General features: G+C 48.6%; 9 protein-coding genes. 3 read left to right on the forward strand and 6 right to left on the reverse strand.

Annotated features, from left to right (window positions below):
• Positions 1-104 precede the first annotated feature (104 nt).
• A complete protein-coding gene (gene dtd, locus H6F90_RS18420) occupies positions 105-560 on the forward strand; it encodes a D-aminoacyl-tRNA deacylase (RefSeq protein WP_190553760.1) in 456 nt (151 codons plus the stop codon).
• Between the two features lie 93 nt (positions 561-653).
• On the opposite strand, the gene H6F90_RS18425 is transcribed toward dtd, so the two are convergent.
• Both H6F90_RS18425 and H6F90_RS18430 read right to left on the reverse strand, forming a co-directional pair.
• Complete coding sequence (locus tag H6F90_RS18425; protein ID WP_190553761.1) at positions 654-6,257, reverse strand: calcium-binding protein; 5,604 nt, start codon at positions 6,255-6,257, stop codon at positions 654-656.
• Between the two features lie 757 nt (positions 6,258-7,014).
• Positions 7,015-7,899: a 4-hydroxybenzoate solanesyltransferase gene (locus H6F90_RS18430; protein ID WP_190553762.1), complete on the reverse strand. Its 885-nt coding sequence runs from the start codon at positions 7,897-7,899 to the stop codon at positions 7,015-7,017.
• A gap of 199 nt (positions 7,900-8,098) precedes the next feature.
• Between H6F90_RS18430 and H6F90_RS18435 the strand changes: the two genes are divergently transcribed.
• Together H6F90_RS18435 and H6F90_RS18440 are read left to right on the forward strand one after the other, a co-directional pair.
• Positions 8,099-9,718, forward strand: a complete 1,620-nt coding sequence (locus tag H6F90_RS18435) for a Ppx/GppA phosphatase family protein (RefSeq protein ID WP_370588046.1) — start codon at positions 8,099-8,101, stop codon at positions 9,716-9,718.
• Positions 9,719-9,846: 128 nt separating this feature from the next.
• Positions 9,847-12,246, forward strand: coding sequence for a GAF domain-containing protein (locus H6F90_RS18440; protein ID WP_190553763.1), 2,400 nt, complete (start codon positions 9,847-9,849; stop codon positions 12,244-12,246).
• 3 nt (positions 12,247-12,249) lie between these two features.
• Here the strand turns inward: H6F90_RS18440 and lpxD are convergent, their stop codons facing one another.
• The 4 genes from lpxD to rlmD form a co-directional block, all read right to left on the reverse strand.
• Positions 12,250-13,299, reverse strand: a complete 1,050-nt coding sequence (lpxD, locus tag H6F90_RS18445) for a UDP-3-O-(3-hydroxymyristoyl)glucosamine N-acyltransferase (protein ID WP_190553764.1) — start codon at positions 13,297-13,299, stop codon at positions 12,250-12,252.
• 198 nt (positions 13,300-13,497) lie between these two features.
• On the reverse strand, positions 13,498-13,920 hold the full coding sequence (locus H6F90_RS18450; RefSeq protein WP_190553765.1) for a hypothetical protein: 423 nt from the start codon (positions 13,918-13,920) through the stop codon (positions 13,498-13,500).
• A gap of 315 nt (positions 13,921-14,235) precedes the next feature.
• Entirely contained in the window at positions 14,236-14,742 is a 507-nt protein-coding gene (locus tag H6F90_RS18455) for a GNAT family N-acetyltransferase (protein WP_190553766.1), read from the reverse strand.
• Between the two features lie 9 nt (positions 14,743-14,751).
• Positions 14,752-16,161 (reverse strand): 23S rRNA (uracil(1939)-C(5))-methyltransferase RlmD, encoded by a 1,410-nt coding sequence (gene rlmD / locus H6F90_RS18460; RefSeq protein ID WP_190553767.1) that lies wholly within the window; start codon positions 16,159-16,161, stop codon positions 14,752-14,754.
• Positions 16,162-16,221: the final 60 nt, after the last annotated feature.

Raw genomic sequence — 16,221 nt, forward strand, 5'->3', positions numbered from 1 at the left:
CGTCAGCCGCCTATAACCTAGCTGGTTTCAGCCATAATTGCCATTAGTCCCTGATTCAATCTAAAGGCGATCGCGACCAGAACAGTACCGTCCCATCTAAAACTATGCGAGTGGTGATTCAGCGAGTTAAATCTTCTCAAGTTACGGTTGCAGGTCAAGTGATCGGCAAGATTGGCCGAGGATTAAATCTTTTAGTCGGGATTTCTAGCAGCGACACGGAAACCGAACTCGATTGGATGGCCCGAAAATGCTTGGAGCTAAGATTATTCCCTGACTCGGAAAGTGGCAATGGCCGCTTTGACCAATCAGTGCAAGAAATCGGGGGCGAGTTGCTAGTCGTGAGCCAGTTTACGCTCTACGGAGACTGCCGCAAAGGCCGCCGTCCCTCTTTTGACCAAGCTGCCGCTCCTGTGATCGCGGAACAACTCTACGAGCAGTTTGTGGCTAAGCTCCGGGGAAGTGGCCTCAAAGTAAAAACCGGAAAATTTGGAGCCATGATGGAAGTCGCGATCGAGAATGATGGCCCGGTGACGATGTTGTTGGAGCGGGAAGCTACTTGAACAAATGAAAGAACCGATGTACCAAATTTAGTTTTTTTGATACATCGGTTGAGCTTCAATTGAGGAATTAAGCAGGTCTACTAAGGCAAGCGATTAAACAATCGTGAAAGAAGTGCTGGTGATGGTATTAGCTTGCACCCAGTTCAGTGATGCTAAGAGTTCATTACTGTTTTTATCTTTGACTAAGGTAAAGAACTCGTTGTTGTTGCCTGTACCCTGGCTAATTTCTAGTTGATCAAACGTGATCCCGTTGGATAAGGCCAAGAGGTCTTGACCGACTCCAAAGTTGATAATGGTATCAACGCCTGCACCAAGGTTGAGGACAAAGTGATCGCGTCCACTGCCGCTGTATAAAGTATCGTTGCCCAAGCCTCCGAAGATAATATTGTCACCTTCGCCTGCATAAACTAGGTCGTTGCCAACTCCAGCATCAATCCAATCATTGCTTGCACCCGTGTAGATAGTGTCGTTGCCAGCTCCAGCAGAAATTGTGTTAGCTCCTTCTCCAGCGTAGATCACGTCGTCTCCAGCACCAGCCGTGATCGCGTCATTGCCTGCTCCGGTGTAGAGGAGGTCGTTCCCTGTACCCGTGATCAAGACATTCGCGCCTTCCCCAGCGTAGAGGATGTTGTTGCCGTTACCCCCGTCTAAGATGTCGTTGCTAGCACCGCCATAGAGGACATCGTCGCCTTCGCCGCCGTAGAGCTTATTGTTACCTTCACCGCCGTAGAGGATGTCATTACCAGCGCGACCATAAAGGGTATCGTTGCCATTGCCACCGTAGAGGGTGTCGTCACCAGAGCCACCATAAATGGTGTTGTTGCCGCCCCCGGCGTAAATCTGGTTTTTGCCTTCGCCACCGTCTAAGATGTCGTCGCCGTCCCCAGCAATCAGAATATCGTCACCGTCTCCACCGTATAGCTCGTTATTGCCTTCACTGGCGGAGAGAATATCGTCACCATCGCCACCAATGAGGATGTCATTGCCATAACCAGCGTACATAGCATCGTTTCCAGCCCCACCGATGAGGGTGTTGTTGCCGTTGTTGGCATAGAGGGTATCATCGCCGTTACCGCCGTCCATCCAGTCGTCACCATCCCCAGCGGTAAGTAGGTCGTTGCCATCGCCGCCAATTAGAGTATTGCTGCCATCACCCGCATGGAGTTGGTCATTGCCACTGCCACCATCGAGGCGATCGCTTCCTGCTTCCCCGTAAAGCAGATCGTCTCCGTCGCCTCCAGTGAGAGCATCATCGCCAGACCCACCGCCTAAGATGTCGTTGCCAGCATCGCCTGCTAGAGAGTCATTGCCATCGCCGCCTTGGAGGTGGTCGTCACCAGCCCCGCCAATTAAGGTGTCGTTGCCGTCTTGCCCCAAGAGCAAATCATTGCCGTCGTGTCCTTCGAGGTAGTCATCTCCGGAGCCACCCTCCAATTGGTCATCGCCTGCTTGGCCTAAGAGAGCGTCGTTATCATCGCCACCTAGTAGCAGGTCGTTTCCAGAGCCACCATCAAGGTAATCACTCCCGGCTTGGCCTTGGAGTTGGTCGTTGCCTTCGCCACCTTCTAGGCGATCGCTACCAGAACCTCCCTCCATAATGTCGTCGCCTTCGCCACCTAGCAGCAGGTCGTTACCGTCTCCGCCATTGGCGTAGTCGTTGCCAATGCCAGCATAGACTTCATCATTGCCCCCTTCGCTAAAAAGGGTATCGTTGCCAGCTTCGCCATATACCTTGTCATCGCCGTCTCTAGCGGCAACATAGTCGTTACCAGCCCCAGCCGTGATGATATTGGCTTTGCTATCACCAAAGATGGAATCACTAAAGGCAGAACCGACTACGTTTTCAACTTCATAAACTCGGTCGTACCCACCAAAACCGTCACTGGCCTCACTCTTTTCTAGACTGACGTAAACACCATTGGCATCGCGGCGATAGGTAACGGTGTCAATTCCTTCATTACCTTCTAGAAGGTCATTGCCGCCTGTGCTAACCAAGATGTCGTCTCCAGTACCACCTTTAATGTAGTTAGCAAGGGTGTTACCAATCAAAATATCGTTGTAGTCAGACCCAATAATGTTCTCTAGGTTGCTGAGGCTGTCGTTGTTACCAAAGCCATCTTTAGCTGCCCCAGATCCAATTTCAAAAGTTGCTTCGAGGTCGAAGACTCCCGGTTGCTGTTGATTGCCGTAGCTGCTGGTCTCATCAATGTTGGCAATTACGCCGTTGGGAGAGTTGCTGTAGTCTACAGTGTCTACGCCTGTGCCACCATTGATGCGATCGTTGCCACTTTCCCCTCTAATGAAGTCATCACCAGCATCGCCGTTGAGAACATCATTACCTTGTTCTCCAAAGAGGGCATCTTGGCCTTCATTGCCATTGAGCAAGTCATCCCCTTCGTTGCCATGCAGGATGTCTTGGTCTAACCCACCATTGAGGGTGTCGTTGTCAATACCTCCAATCAACAGATCATCACCAGTATCGCCATTGAGGACATCATTGCCTTCGTTGCCTGCAATGAAGTCGTTGTCACCTCCGCCGGAAATTTGATCGTTGCCTAAATCTCCTGCGATGTAGTCGTCGCCTGCATCACCTGTAATGGTGTCGTCATCATCACCGCCGGAGATCGTGTCATTATTGTCACCACCAGAAATCTGGTCATTACCTAAGTCACCGAAGATAACGTCGTTACCACTCTCTCCACGAATAGTGTCGTTGTCATTACCTCCAGAAATATAGTCATTGCCAGCTCCACCTTCTAGAGTGTCATTGCCGTCATCCCCCCAGATACGGTCGTCTCCATATCCACTATCACCCGCCACAAAATCATCACCACCACCAGCATGAATCTCATCATCTCCATCTCCACCTCGGATGTAATCGTTACCTCCTTGATCGATAGCACCCTTTTGATCGCCCCAAATAGTATCAATTCCTTGATTGCCGTAAATACGATCAGCTCCAAGCCCCCCAATTAGAGTATCGTTGCCAAATTCTCCGTATAACCAATCATCTCCGCCTTGTCCGTCAATTTGTTCATCCCCAAAACCACCAGTAACTTTATTGCTTTGATGGTCGCCTATTATTTTGTCCCCACTTGCGCTTGAATCAGATCCAACCACGTTAGATATGTTAATGAGGGAGTCTTGACTTCCCCAGCCATCAATTGCTTGGCCTGTTAATAGGTTGACTGAAGCACCTGAAGGATCAAGACGGTAACTAGCGGTGTTAATACCTGCTCCGCCATCAAGCGTATCGTTACCTGCATTTCCAATTAAAAAATCATCCCCCCCAAGCCCTTCTATCCTATTGTCAAGAGAATTTCCAATAAGGACATCATTATTTGGGCTGGCCAGAATATTCTCGATATTTCTTAGAGTATCAAGACCACCAAAACCGTCCTTTGCTTGTCCAGCATCAATAGAAAAGGAAGGGGATAAATCAAGATAATATCCAATTGGATTTTTTGAGTCGACAGAAGAAAGTTTTCTTTGCCCCTTTCCATCCGAATATGCTACGGATTCATCAATGTTGACGACTACGCCATTAGGTGAGCCAGTATATTGAACTGTGTCAATTTCCGTGTTGCCATCAATGTAATCATCCCCACCCCAACCCTGGAGAATATCATTGCCAGAGCCACCATCAAGGGTATCTTTTGCGTTGTCTTCGTTGCCACCATCTAGGTAGTCATTACCGTCTTCTCCATAGAGGCGATCGCTGTCAGCTTGTCCATAGAGGCGATCTACATCATTCCCGCTACGATCTGTGTCACGCCCTCCATAAATTAAATCTTCTCCATTACCACCCCAAATTTCATCACTACCATCCTCACCTCGGAGATCATCATTTCCTCCCCAGCCGCTTAAAGTGTCATTGCCATCGCCACCGTACAAAAAGTCTGCTGAGTTATCTTCCGTACCACCATCTAAATAATCATTCCCACCTTCGCCAAACAGACGATCGCTGCCACGCTGCCCATATAAATCATCTTTTTCTGAACCCCCATTAAGTGCATCGTTACCATCACCTCCATAAAGTTTATCTAGTCCTCTTCCACCTTGCAATTCGTCATCAAATAAGTAGCCTGTTATAGTATCGTCCCCACCGCCACCAACGATAAGATATCTAGCATCTGATGGTAGAGATTTATTGAGTAAAAGAGAGGAACTAAAGCCATCTGCACGACTTATCGTAATATTAGGATCTACTTTCTTTACATTGAATTTCGACTTATCAAGGCTGTCTCCTTCATTAGTACCATAAATTACGTTTAAGCCATTGCGTTCATAGGACAAAAACACATCTTTCGTTTGGTTGACGAAATCACTTAATTTAGTTGAAAGTTTTGCTCCACCGATATATATATCAGGATCATACCAGTCAGTACTCACATCACCTTCCCTGTTCTCATCAGCCAAAAAATCTTCATAAGTATAGACTGGATAAAACTTTCCCTTTTCACGAGGAGCGGAAGTCTGTCCCAGCCTTGTTCTGAATTGAATTGGAACCTCTTTTTTATTAAGATTGTAAGGATCAAATATTGATTTTAATGCAGCATTGACTGGACCTACAAATGGTATACCGCCCCCACTTTCATAATCAAAATCATCATCTCCAGCCCTCACCTCCATTCCTGTAATCTGTCTATTGGATTTACTATATCCATCCAATGGATTTCCAGAGTCAAATACTACAAACTTGGCATTAGTAAAGTCAAGAACAAATCTGCCAGTACCAAAAATATATGAGCGCTCAGCATAATCATTACTATTAATATCCGTTCCATATTGATAAATAGTGATCTGAGTTTTAACACTATCTAGATCAGTAAACTCACTCTCTATGTCTTGAAGACTATAGCCTTCTTTTCTGGGCTCAATGTATCTACTTTCAAAAAAACTTTCGACAATACCAAAAAGTGACGGATAAGCGTAACGTCCAGCTCCTTTGCTCATAAAGTCAGTCATGTCATAGGTAACTGTGGCTGGCTTATTACCATCTCTAATGTGTGGATTATAGTCAGGTGATGTTGGATCAGTCTCTCCGAATACGAAAAGATTAGTAATTTTAGTGGGAGTAAGAGGATTACTAGAAGAATAGATTCCATCAGACTTCTCGCCAACAACCAAACTATTACCTAAATTAAAAACGAGGGAATCATTCTCCTGCTTTATCTGCCATGTTTGATGCTCATCAAGGTTAATGCAACGCACTACTGACGAAAATAATTCTCCTTCATCTCCAGAGGTGTCAATTGGATTCACTTTCCAATCTACTGAATGTCCAAATTCCTCAATTAAGACACTAGCGATCGCTTGAGGATTATTGGCATTTTGATTTAGAAAATCCTGAGAAAAATAGATAGTATTCGTTGCGCCAGCATAAGCAGCATTCGCACCCTGTAGTTCTGCACCTGTACGAATTTCAATTTGAGGGAATGCGTCAAATTCACCAGCCTGCCATGCATTCTTTAAACTGCTGTATTCATTGCCTTCGCCAAAAGTCAACGCCATTTTATAGTCAAACTCTGGATCGCTAGCGAACTGTTGTACAGATTGCTTGATAACCTCAGCCATCTGAGCTGTAATCACCGAATAGTTTTCAGAACTGTTAACGAGGGCTTCCCAAGAAAAATCTGTAGTAATCCCATCAACCAAAGCACCATCGATCGCTTGAAATTCATTATTGGTAGACATGGCTTAACCCCTATAAAGCAAATAGAAAACAGCAGAAATTGGACAACAATGTTGCCGAAAAATTGAAAACACCAAAGCCCTAGCTAGGGATCGCCCATTTTTAAAGCCCTCTTAACGCGGGTAGCGATCGCTGTATGAACTTCTCTTACTAGAAGAATCTCTAGCCAAAACCGAACGAGATCGCTCTCATATTTCTCTCATGGTGAAATAGGCAGTTTTATGCAAAACATAAACTGTCGAAGAATAGAAGTAGATGAGAAGCGATCGCCATCTCTAGCCACAAACCAATGCGATCGCCCCTTCAGCTTGGCTGTCAAATCTAATCACAATAGGGAACTCGAAAAACAGAAGCAACAAACTGATTACTTACGTAAGCTTCCAGTTTTTACAGTTTCTGCAAGATACCACGTAGAAAATACTGAAGTAAAGTAATTTACAATACTTTCAATTTTATTAAAGTTCCAGTAAAACGGCTGTGAAATCACTGACAAAAGCTACTTTTTCTGCTCGGAGGAATCTCTGTGATTTGTGTGAAACATCACTTTTGGTCCCAGTAGACTCGTGTTTACACTGACTAAGCAGTATTTAATTAGTAGATAATTACTAGGCTTGAACAAGTAAAAAATCTAACTACTGCTGAGGAACATCTGTCATGTAAACTCTGCCACTATTGCAACCAGCGCCCCAAATAAAAAGAGGGCAAGCGATCGCCTCCCCTCATCTCACATCAGCTAAATTCAAGCTCTACCAGACGGGGCTAAAAAATAGCACCTGTGACCATTCCTGCGAGCAAGATAAAGCCTAACCAGACGTTTTGGCGGAACATTTGGCCGTAGGCGATTGGGGGGAGGTGGTTTTGGCGGAGGCGGATAGATTGCCAAGTCCAACCTGCAACAGCGATCGCCCAGGTAGGCCAAAAGCTGAAGTGCAGTTGCATTTCTAGGCCCAGCCAAGCCAGCAATAGCGCTGTGCCAATGTAGAACAAACCAATCGCTGAGGCAGTTCTGGGGCCAAAAAATAAGGCACTGGAGTTGACTCCAATGCGACGATCGTCTTCGCGATCGGGCATGGCGTAAACGGTGTCAAATCCTAGCGTCCATAGGACTGTCGCTCCCCACAGCAACCACGCAGGAAATTCCAAGCGTCCTGTGACGGCGCTCCAGCTAATCAGCACCGCAAAACCCCAGGCGATCGAGAGAACCAGTTGGGGGACCGGGAACACCCGCTTGGCCGAGGGATATAACAGGATGACTGGAACGGCTGCAACGCAGAGCCAAAAACTCAAAGGGTTGAGGTACAGGGCTAAGCCCCAGGCACAAAGCAAGGAAACCAGTAGCACCACGAATCCCGTTTTAACGGAGAGGGCACGGGAAGCTAGGGGACGGTTGCGGGTGCGCTGCACTTTGGGGTCAATATTGCGGTCCCAGAGGTCATTCACCACACAGCCAGCTGCACTGGTCGCCAAACTGCCTAAGATGATCACGCCGACTAGGAGAAGTGGGGGTGTACCCCGTGCCGCCAGAAACACCGCCCACAACGCCGGAAGCATGAGGATCAAGCGTCCTTCTGGTTTATCCCACCGCAAAAGCCGAATCACAGTTAGCCAGGTGGGTTCAGGTCGTTGCTCAGGCTGGGTCAGCATGGGTTGAGGGGTAAAACTTGTTACAATTCCTAATCTTTTAGAATATCGCTGTTCTAGGTGCAGCAATTCGCTTTTATTAGCGAAAAACTGCCGCAATCGCCTACTTCAACTCTTAAACCAAGGAAAAACATCAGAGGGCAACGTGCCGCGATAAGATCAGGGCGATCGCAGATTCAGCGCAAAAGGCAGAGGCAGTCCGGTGAGCGTTCCCATTTCGGCTGAGCAAGACCGCATTCTTGCGGCCATCGATATTGGCACTAATTCTATTCACATGGTCGTGGTCCGGGTTCAGCCCACCTTGCCCGCCTTTAGCATCATGGCTCGCGAAAAAGACACGGCTCGGCTGGGCGATCGCGACCCTGAAACGGGAGACTTAACCCCTGCGGCAATGGGACGGGCGATCGCAGCGTTGAAGCGGTGTAAAGATATTGCCACTTCGCTCAATGCCGAACAGATTATTGCCGTGGCCACCAGTGCGGTACGAGAAGCGCCCAACGGCAAAGACTTTGTTAAGCAAGTGGAAGCGGAAGTTGGCATCATCGTCAACTTAGTTTCGGGGCAGGAAGAAGCTCGACGCATCTACTTAGGCGTGCTGTCGGGGATGGAGTTTGATAATAAACCCCACGTGATTATTGACATTGGTGGCGGCTCTACCGAGCTAATTTTGGGCGATGGCCATGAGCCGCGCACACTCAGCAGCACCAAAATTGGAGCCGTTCGCCTCACTGCCGAATATGTCAGCACTGACCCAATTAGCAATGCTGAGTTTCAATATCTGCAAGCCTACATTCGCGGCATGATCGAGCGTCCGGTTGAGGAGCTACGCGCTCACCTTAAGCCTGGCGAAGTGCCGCGTTTAGTTGGCACCTCTGGCACTGCCGAGACGGTAGCGATGCTCCATGCTCGTGAAAAGCTCGGCATCATTCCCGATCCCTTAAACGGGTATCAAGTCTCGCTTGCTGATCTGCGAGAAATTGTAGCGCGGTTGCGGCGGCTCAGCTTTGCAGAACGGCTGACACTACCGGGAATGTCTGAGCGTCGGGCTGAAATTATTCTGGCTGGAGCCTTGATTTTGCAAGAAACAATGGCTTTCTTGGAAATTGATGCTTTCACTATCTGCGAGCGGGCTTTGCGCGAAGGCGTGGTCGTCGATTGGATGCTGACCCACGGACTGATCGAAGATCGGTTGCGCTACCAAAGTTCGGTACGGCAGCGGAGTGTGAAGCGGGTAGCGCGCAAGTACCAGGTAAATCTGGACTATAGCCAACGCATTGCGGCCTTTGCCACCAGCTTATTTGACCAAACTCAAGGCTGGTTGCATTTGTGGGGTGAGGAAGAAAAAGAATTGCTGTGGGCTGCGGCCATGTTGCACAACTGCGGCCACCACGTGAACCATGCCTCCCACCATAAGCACTCCTACTACTTAATCCGCAACGGCGATTTACTCGGCTATACCGAAATCGAAGTTGAAACGATCGCGAACTTAGCTCGCTACCATCGCAAAAACACGCCGAAAAAGAAACACGAAACCTATCGCAATCTCACCAGCAAAAAACATCGACGGGTGGTAGAACAATTGAGTCCTCTATTGCGCCTAGCGGTCGCCCTCGATCGCCGTCAAATCGGTGCAGTGCAACAGATTCGCTGTGAGTATCGAGCCGAGGCGAAAGAATTGTATCTCTGGCTCCAACCGACGCAACCAACCGATGACTGTGCTTTGGAATTATGGAGCGTGGACTACAAGAAGGGTGCCTTCGAAGCAGAGTTTGGCATCAAGTTAAGCGCCAAGCTGGAATCGGCTCCTGTGCAAGTTCCTTAGCGATCGCCTTGCTCTTTTTAAACCCGTACTGAGTCAAAAATTTTACTAAATCTATTTAAACATACTCAGTTATCCTCATTCTGCTGGGGCATCCTAAAAGATAGCCATTACGACCCAGCAGGATTTGTATGCAAGGCCCCAATCAGCCGCTAAATCAGAGTTGCTGTTGCTACATCCATTGCTGTAGAAACGATTCTAGAGACCAAGTGGACCTGCAAGCGATCGCTGGGACAAAACAAGCTCAACCGGACGGCGATCGCACTCATATAGAAACAGCTTTACGAGAAAGCGAAGAACGGTATCGCCAACTGGTAGAGCTTTGTCCTGACGCTATTTTTATTCAGCGTGGTGGCAAATTTGTGTTTCTTAATCCAGCCGCTGTCCAGTTCTATGGCGGCACCTGCGCTGAAGATTTAATCGGCACTTTTGTATTACAGCGTGTCCATCCCGACTACCAAGCTTTAGTTCGAGCTCGGATGCAGCAGCTCCAGCAAAGTGAGATTCCTGCGCCCCTAATGGAGCAAAAACTTTGCCGCTTGGATGGCACAGTAGTGGATGCTGAGGTCACGGCTATTCCACTGACCTACCAAGGTGAACCTGCAACTCAAGTAGTGCTGCGAGATATTACAGAACGCCGAGGAGTTGAAGCTGCCCTCAGAGAGAGTGAAGCTCAGCTCAAGCTAGACATCCTTGAGCGGCAACAGACAGAAGAGCTACTGCGACAGCAAAGCCAGAGAGAGCGGTTAATTGCGAGCGTTACCCAGCAAATTCGCCAATCTTTGCATCTCGATACCATCCTCAGCACCACGGTTGAAAATATTCGTCACTGCTTAGAGAGCGATCGCGTCACCATCTACCGTTTGGATGGTAGCAGTCAAGGGCGATTTGTAGCTGAATCTGTAAACCGAGAGTGGCCTTCGCTACTACGCACTACCATGCGCCAAGCCTGGTTGAAACACTATCTCGATCAGTATCAACAAGGATTGGTTTCTGTCTTCGTAGATGTGCAACAGGCAGAGTTTTCGCCGGGCATGATGCGGTTTTTGCAGCGCTACCAAGTGCAGGCGGGTCTAGCAGTCCCAATTCTGCAAGGGCAAAAGCTCTGGGGATTGCTCATGGTGCATCAGTGCCGCACCTCCCGTGATTGGCAAGCCCACGAAATCGATTTGCTGCAACAGTTGGCAGCCCAAGTCGCGATCGCCATTCAACAATCAGAACTGTTTCAGCAGGTGCAGCAGTTGAATGCTGTATTGGAAGATCAAGTCCAGGAACGGACCGCTCAGCTTGCCCAAGCCCTCAACTTTGAAGCGCGGTTGAAGCGAATTACCGATAAGGTGCGCGACAGCCTAGACGAAGACCACATCCTCACCACCGCAGTACAGGAATTGGCTTTGGGTCTAGAGGTGCGTTGTTGTGATACTGGAATCTACAATGCTGCCCACACGACTTCTACGATTACTCATGAATATAGTGATAGCTTGTCAGCCGTTGGTCAAACTATAGAGATGACCGCTAGACCAGACATTTACCAGCGGCTTTTGCAAGGCCAGCATCTGCAATTTTGTATCTGCGATGGCGTGCTCATTCGATCGATCCAAAATTCCTCAATGATTCTGGCTTGCCCCATCGTTGATGACCAAGGAGTACTGGGAGATCTCTGGCTCTTTCGCCCCAACACGGATACGTTTAATGAGCTGGAAATTCGCTTGGTGCAGCAGGTTGCTAATCAATGTGCGATCGCGATTCGCCAAGCGCGGCTGTATCAAGCGGCTCAAGCGCAAGTTGCCGAGCTAGAGAAATTGAATCGGCTCAAAGATGATTTTCTCAGCACCGTTTCTCATGAATTGCGGACTCCAATGTCCAGCATCAAAATGGCAACTCAGATGCTAGAAATGAGTTGGGTCAAGGCAGGGAAACTCGTTTCTGATCCGTCCGATCGCACCTCACGATACTTTCAAGTTCTCAATGACGAATGCGATCGCGAAATTAAACTGATCAACGATCTGCTCGACTTAACTCGCTTAGATGCCGAAACCGAACCACTCCTCTTCACTGCCATTAACCCGCATTGTTGGATTCCCAGCGTAGTCGAGCCATTTTTAGAGCAGGCGCGCCAGCAAGAACAACAATTGCAAGTGCAGTTGCCTGCGGAATTGCCAACTTTGCACACCGATCTCGACATTTTGGAGCGCATCCTCACTGAGCTGCTCAGCAATGCCTGTAAGTACACGCCTCGGCAAGCGGCGATCGCAGTGACAGCTCAGGCCAACTCGGAATTCTTTTTGCTCAGTGTGCAAAACTCTGGCGTGGGAATTGCCGCCGTAGAATTGGAGCATGTCTTTGATAAGTTCTACCGCATCCCCAACCATGACCCTTGGAAGCACGGTGGCACAGGCTTAGGACTAGCTCTCGTGAAAAAACTAGTAGAGCATTTAAGCGGCACCATCCAAGCCACGAGTCAGGAAAACCAGGTCAGTTTTACGGTACAACTGCCGATCGCACCTCCCGTTTTAACTGAAGGGCCGTAATCCTTACTCTGTCTTGCCCAAGCGTCGTTGCAGTTGCCTGAAAGCTTGATACATCTCTGGCAACCGCTTGTAGATCGCTGAAGCTTTCAAATAGATTTTGTTGTCTACGGCTGGACTGCCCGACACGATCGCCCCTGGCTCCACATCCCCATGAATGCCAGATTGCGCCGTCGCGATCGCCCCATCTCCCACCGTAGATTGGTTAGCAACTCCCACTTGGCCCGCCAAGATGACACGATTGCCAATCTTGACTCCGCCTGCCATCCCCACCTGAGCTGCCATCGCGCACGCTTCTCCCACGTTACAACCGTGAGCGATATGCACCATATTATCGAGCTTGGTATTGCGACCAATTCGGGTTTCTCCAACAGCAGGACGGTCAATTGTGGAGTTGCAACCTACCTCCACGCCATCCTCTAGCACTGTGTAACCCGACTGCTCCATCTTGTACCAACCTTCTTTCGTCGGCACAAAACCGAATCCTTCTGAGCCGATCGCCGCGCCAGAGTGAATTACACAATCATCACCAATCTGGGTGCGCTCATGAATCACACAGTTGGCATGGAGTGTGGTGCGATCGCCAATCTGCACCTCTGGATAAACCACCACATTCGGATGAATGCACACATCATCCCCAATCTTTGCGTTTGCCTGAACCACCACATGCGGCCCGATGTATGCGTTCTGTCCCACCTGTGCCGTTGGATGAATCACTGCTGTAGAGTGAATTTCGGAAGTAGGGCGAAAGGGTTGGTAGAACAAGGTGATCGCTTGAGCAAACACCAATCGCGGTTGGGATGTGGCAATCCAAGCAATGCCACGCTCGGTCGCCTGCGCTTGCAAAGTCTCGTTGGGAGGCAAAATCAAAGCACTCGCCGCTGTTTTACCTACTTCAGCCGCAAACTTGTCGCCCTCAATGTAACTGAGCTGACCAGCCACCGCTTCCTCTACTGCCGCAACGCCTTGCAGCTCTGGGTCGCAGGTAGGGTTGCTGGTCAAGCTATTACCAGTCGCAACAGCACTGAGGGGTTGAATAATTTGACTAAACTTCATCGCAAACAGGCAACAAGAGGTGGCGTAACGCATGGTAAGCCGTAATTGAGGCGATCGGCAACTTTTGCAACAAGACTCATACAAGCCCAAAAACTCGAACCCCCTCTAGTGGCCAGCTAGAAGGGGGTTCAAGTGATTAACCTAGGTTATTTATGTGCGATCGCTTCATGAGACTTTTAGTCTTCTAATCTTTTTCTGTTATTGGTAGAAGAGGATGACATCACCACCGCTGAGGACATCAACCGCTACAACTTGCCCGATTTCGACGTTGTTATTGTTCAGTACGTTCTTGATAATTTCGTTGTTGTTTAGCGTGTTCTGCAGAGTCAAAATCTCTACTTCATTGCGATTCAACGCATTATTGAATGCTTGAACGTTATTATCGTTAAGCACATCTTCAACATTCACAACCCGTACGTCTTGAACGGTTAGGCCGTTCAAAGCTTCCAAATTGGTAATTTGAACTGCAATGTTATTCAGGGCAGCAATGAGATTGCCGACAGTTGCTTGTCCAGCTAGCTGAGCGCTTGCGGGCTCTTGCATGAGAGTAACTGCGGGAACGCCTAGCATGAGGATGCCAGCACTCAGCATAGAAGCCAATCGTACTTGTTTGTTCTGCATATGGAACCTCCTGAGGTTTTTTGCCTAAACTAGAAGTTTACGCAGTCAACTGAGCAAAACACTGCCTGTAGGGTCAAGCTTAGGAGCTGAACTCTACTTGTAGCGTTTTGGTGTTGAAGCACGCAACTGTCAACTACGTTACAGTTTGATTTTTTTAGCCACGTCTGTCATATGAGTTACTTTTTTCTATCCAGATAAATACGCCTTTGGTCTGAAGGATAAACAGTTCCCCAAATTGGAAAAAACTTTAGGACAGATGCAGAAGGAAGCTTTGGTCGTTAAGATTTACGGTCATGTGTATCTAGCGCCGTGAGTCTATAAGCCTGCAAACGCAGAGGGATAAATTACTTTGCCTGCGTATCCCTGTCGTTCGGGTTGCAGGAATGTCACCATATAGAACTCCGCCGGAACTGGAAAAGGAGATTCAATTCCATAGGCTACAGATGGCTCAAAGCCAAAGCGGCTATAGAACGGAGGATGTCCTAGAACGATCGCGATCGCCTCTCCTCGCTCCTCCGCTTTCGCCATTCCTGCCTGAACTAAAGCACTGCCAATTCCCTGGCGTTGATATTGTGGATGTACCGCTAAAGGAGCTAAACCTAAAACAGGCAGTGTTTCCGCACCTACCAAGTCGATGTAGCTAAAAAGGATATGTCCGACGACTACTCCCTCTTTTTCTGCCACTAAAGCCAGTTCAGGGATATAGCGATCGGATAATCGAATCTTTTCTACTAGACGGGCTTCCTCTCCCTGCTCAAACGCTGCAAGTAAGAGGTCTGCGATCGCCGGATAATCTGCGGGAGTTTCAACTCGGATCTGCATCGATAGACATCAAGATTGACGTTCTAGAAATGCTGCACATTCTACATGAGCCGTTTGCGGGAAGAAATCGGCGGGTTGAGCTTTCACTAAGCGATATTTGCCTTCCTGACAGAGGATCTTGAGGTCACGGGCTTGCGTGGCAGGTTTGCAGCTCACATACACAATCCGCTGGGGCTGGATTTGCAGCAACGTCTCTAACACCGCGCGATCGCAGCCTTTACGAGGCGGATCGAGCAGTACCACATCCGGTTGCACAGACAGCGTGCGTAACACCTGTTCTACTGGACCCGCTTGAAACGCCACATTTGTGATGCCATTCAGTTCTGCATTCAGTTGGGCTTGCGCGATCGCTTCCGGTTGCAGTTCTAGACCGATCGCCTGCTTCACCCGTTTTGCCAGGGGTAACGTGAATGTTCCCACCCCGCAATAGGCATCGATCAAAGTTTCATGGCCTTGCAAATCTAATTGGCTAATCACTTTTCGTAACAGCGCTTCTGCTTGCTCGGTATAGACCTGAAAGAAAGTCGTGGCATGAATTTGAAACTGCAAACCCCCAAACTTTTCATTCAAGTAAGACTGGCCCACAATGCAGCGAGTTTCATCCCCAAAAATTGCGTTGGTTTTCTGTGGGTTGATATTGAGGGAGACACCAACTAAGTCAGGGTAGCGATTCAACCACTCCTGCGCTTGATCCTCTAAACCAGATAAGTTGGCATCTTTTGCCACCAAAATTAGTGAAATTTCCCCAGTGCGGCGACCAATCCGCAGTCCTAAGTGGCGAACCTTGCCTCGGTGCTGCTTTTCGTCATAAATGCCCCAACCGCGATCATAAATATCTTGCTTAACTTCGGCTAGTAAAGGATTCAAACGAGCATCTTGAATCGGGCACTGATTTAGATTAACCAGATGATGACTGCCTTTTTGGTAGTAGCCTGCCTGGACTTGCCCTGCCTGCGATCGCCCCAAAGGATACGTCGCTTTGTTGCGGTAAGCCAAATCTGCTTCCGCGCCTAAAATTGGCTCCACGGGTGGCTCACTAAACCCACCAATCCTTTCTAAGGCTTGAATCACTTGGTTGCGTTTGGCTTTGAGCTGATAGGCATAGTCAATATGCTGCCATTGGCAACCGCCACATTTATCCGCCACAATGCAACGAGGCCGAATGCGGTTGGGCGATGCTTCGATGATCTGCATCAACTTGCCTTGAGCATATTGCGGCTTCACTTGCACCAAGCGAACCGAGACGCGATCGCCAGGAACGGTATCGGGCACAAATACCACTCGCTCACTAAAGCGACCCACACCTTCCCCACCATCGGTTAGGTCATGAATTTCAATTTCTACCAACTCCCCTTGCCGCCATTGTTCGGTCGTAGGATCAGTGGCATGGTTTGCAGACGTGGTTCGGGGAGTAGACACAATACTTTCCTTAATAAGTCAAATCGCTGCGATCGCAGCAACCTTTCTATTTTGACGTGT

Origin of the sequence: Trichocoleus sp. FACHB-591 (assembly GCF_014695845.1) — a bacterium.
Lineage (GTDB): Bacteria > Cyanobacteriota > Cyanobacteriia > FACHB-46 > FACHB-46 > Trichocoleus.

Coding starts and splice junctions, on each gene's coding strand:
- dtd (WP_190553760.1), top strand. CDS start 105: ATGCGAGTGGTGATTCAGCGAGTTAAATCTTCTCAAGTTACGGTTGCA.
- H6F90_RS18425 (WP_190553761.1), bottom strand. CDS start 6,257: ATGTCTACCAATAATGAATTTCAAGCGATCGATGGTGCTTTGGTTGAT.
- H6F90_RS18430 (WP_190553762.1), bottom strand. CDS start 7,899: ATGCTGACCCAGCCTGAGCAACGACCTGAACCCACCTGGCTAACTGTG.
- H6F90_RS18440 (WP_190553763.1), top strand. CDS start 9,847: ATGCAAGGCCCCAATCAGCCGCTAAATCAGAGTTGCTGTTGCTACATC.
- lpxD (WP_190553764.1), bottom strand. CDS start 13,299: ATGAAGTTTAGTCAAATTATTCAACCCCTCAGTGCTGTTGCGACTGGT.
- H6F90_RS18450 (WP_190553765.1), bottom strand. CDS start 13,920: ATGCAGAACAAACAAGTACGATTGGCTTCTATGCTGAGTGCTGGCATC.
- H6F90_RS18455 (WP_190553766.1), bottom strand. CDS start 14,742: ATGCAGATCCGAGTTGAAACTCCCGCAGATTATCCGGCGATCGCAGAC.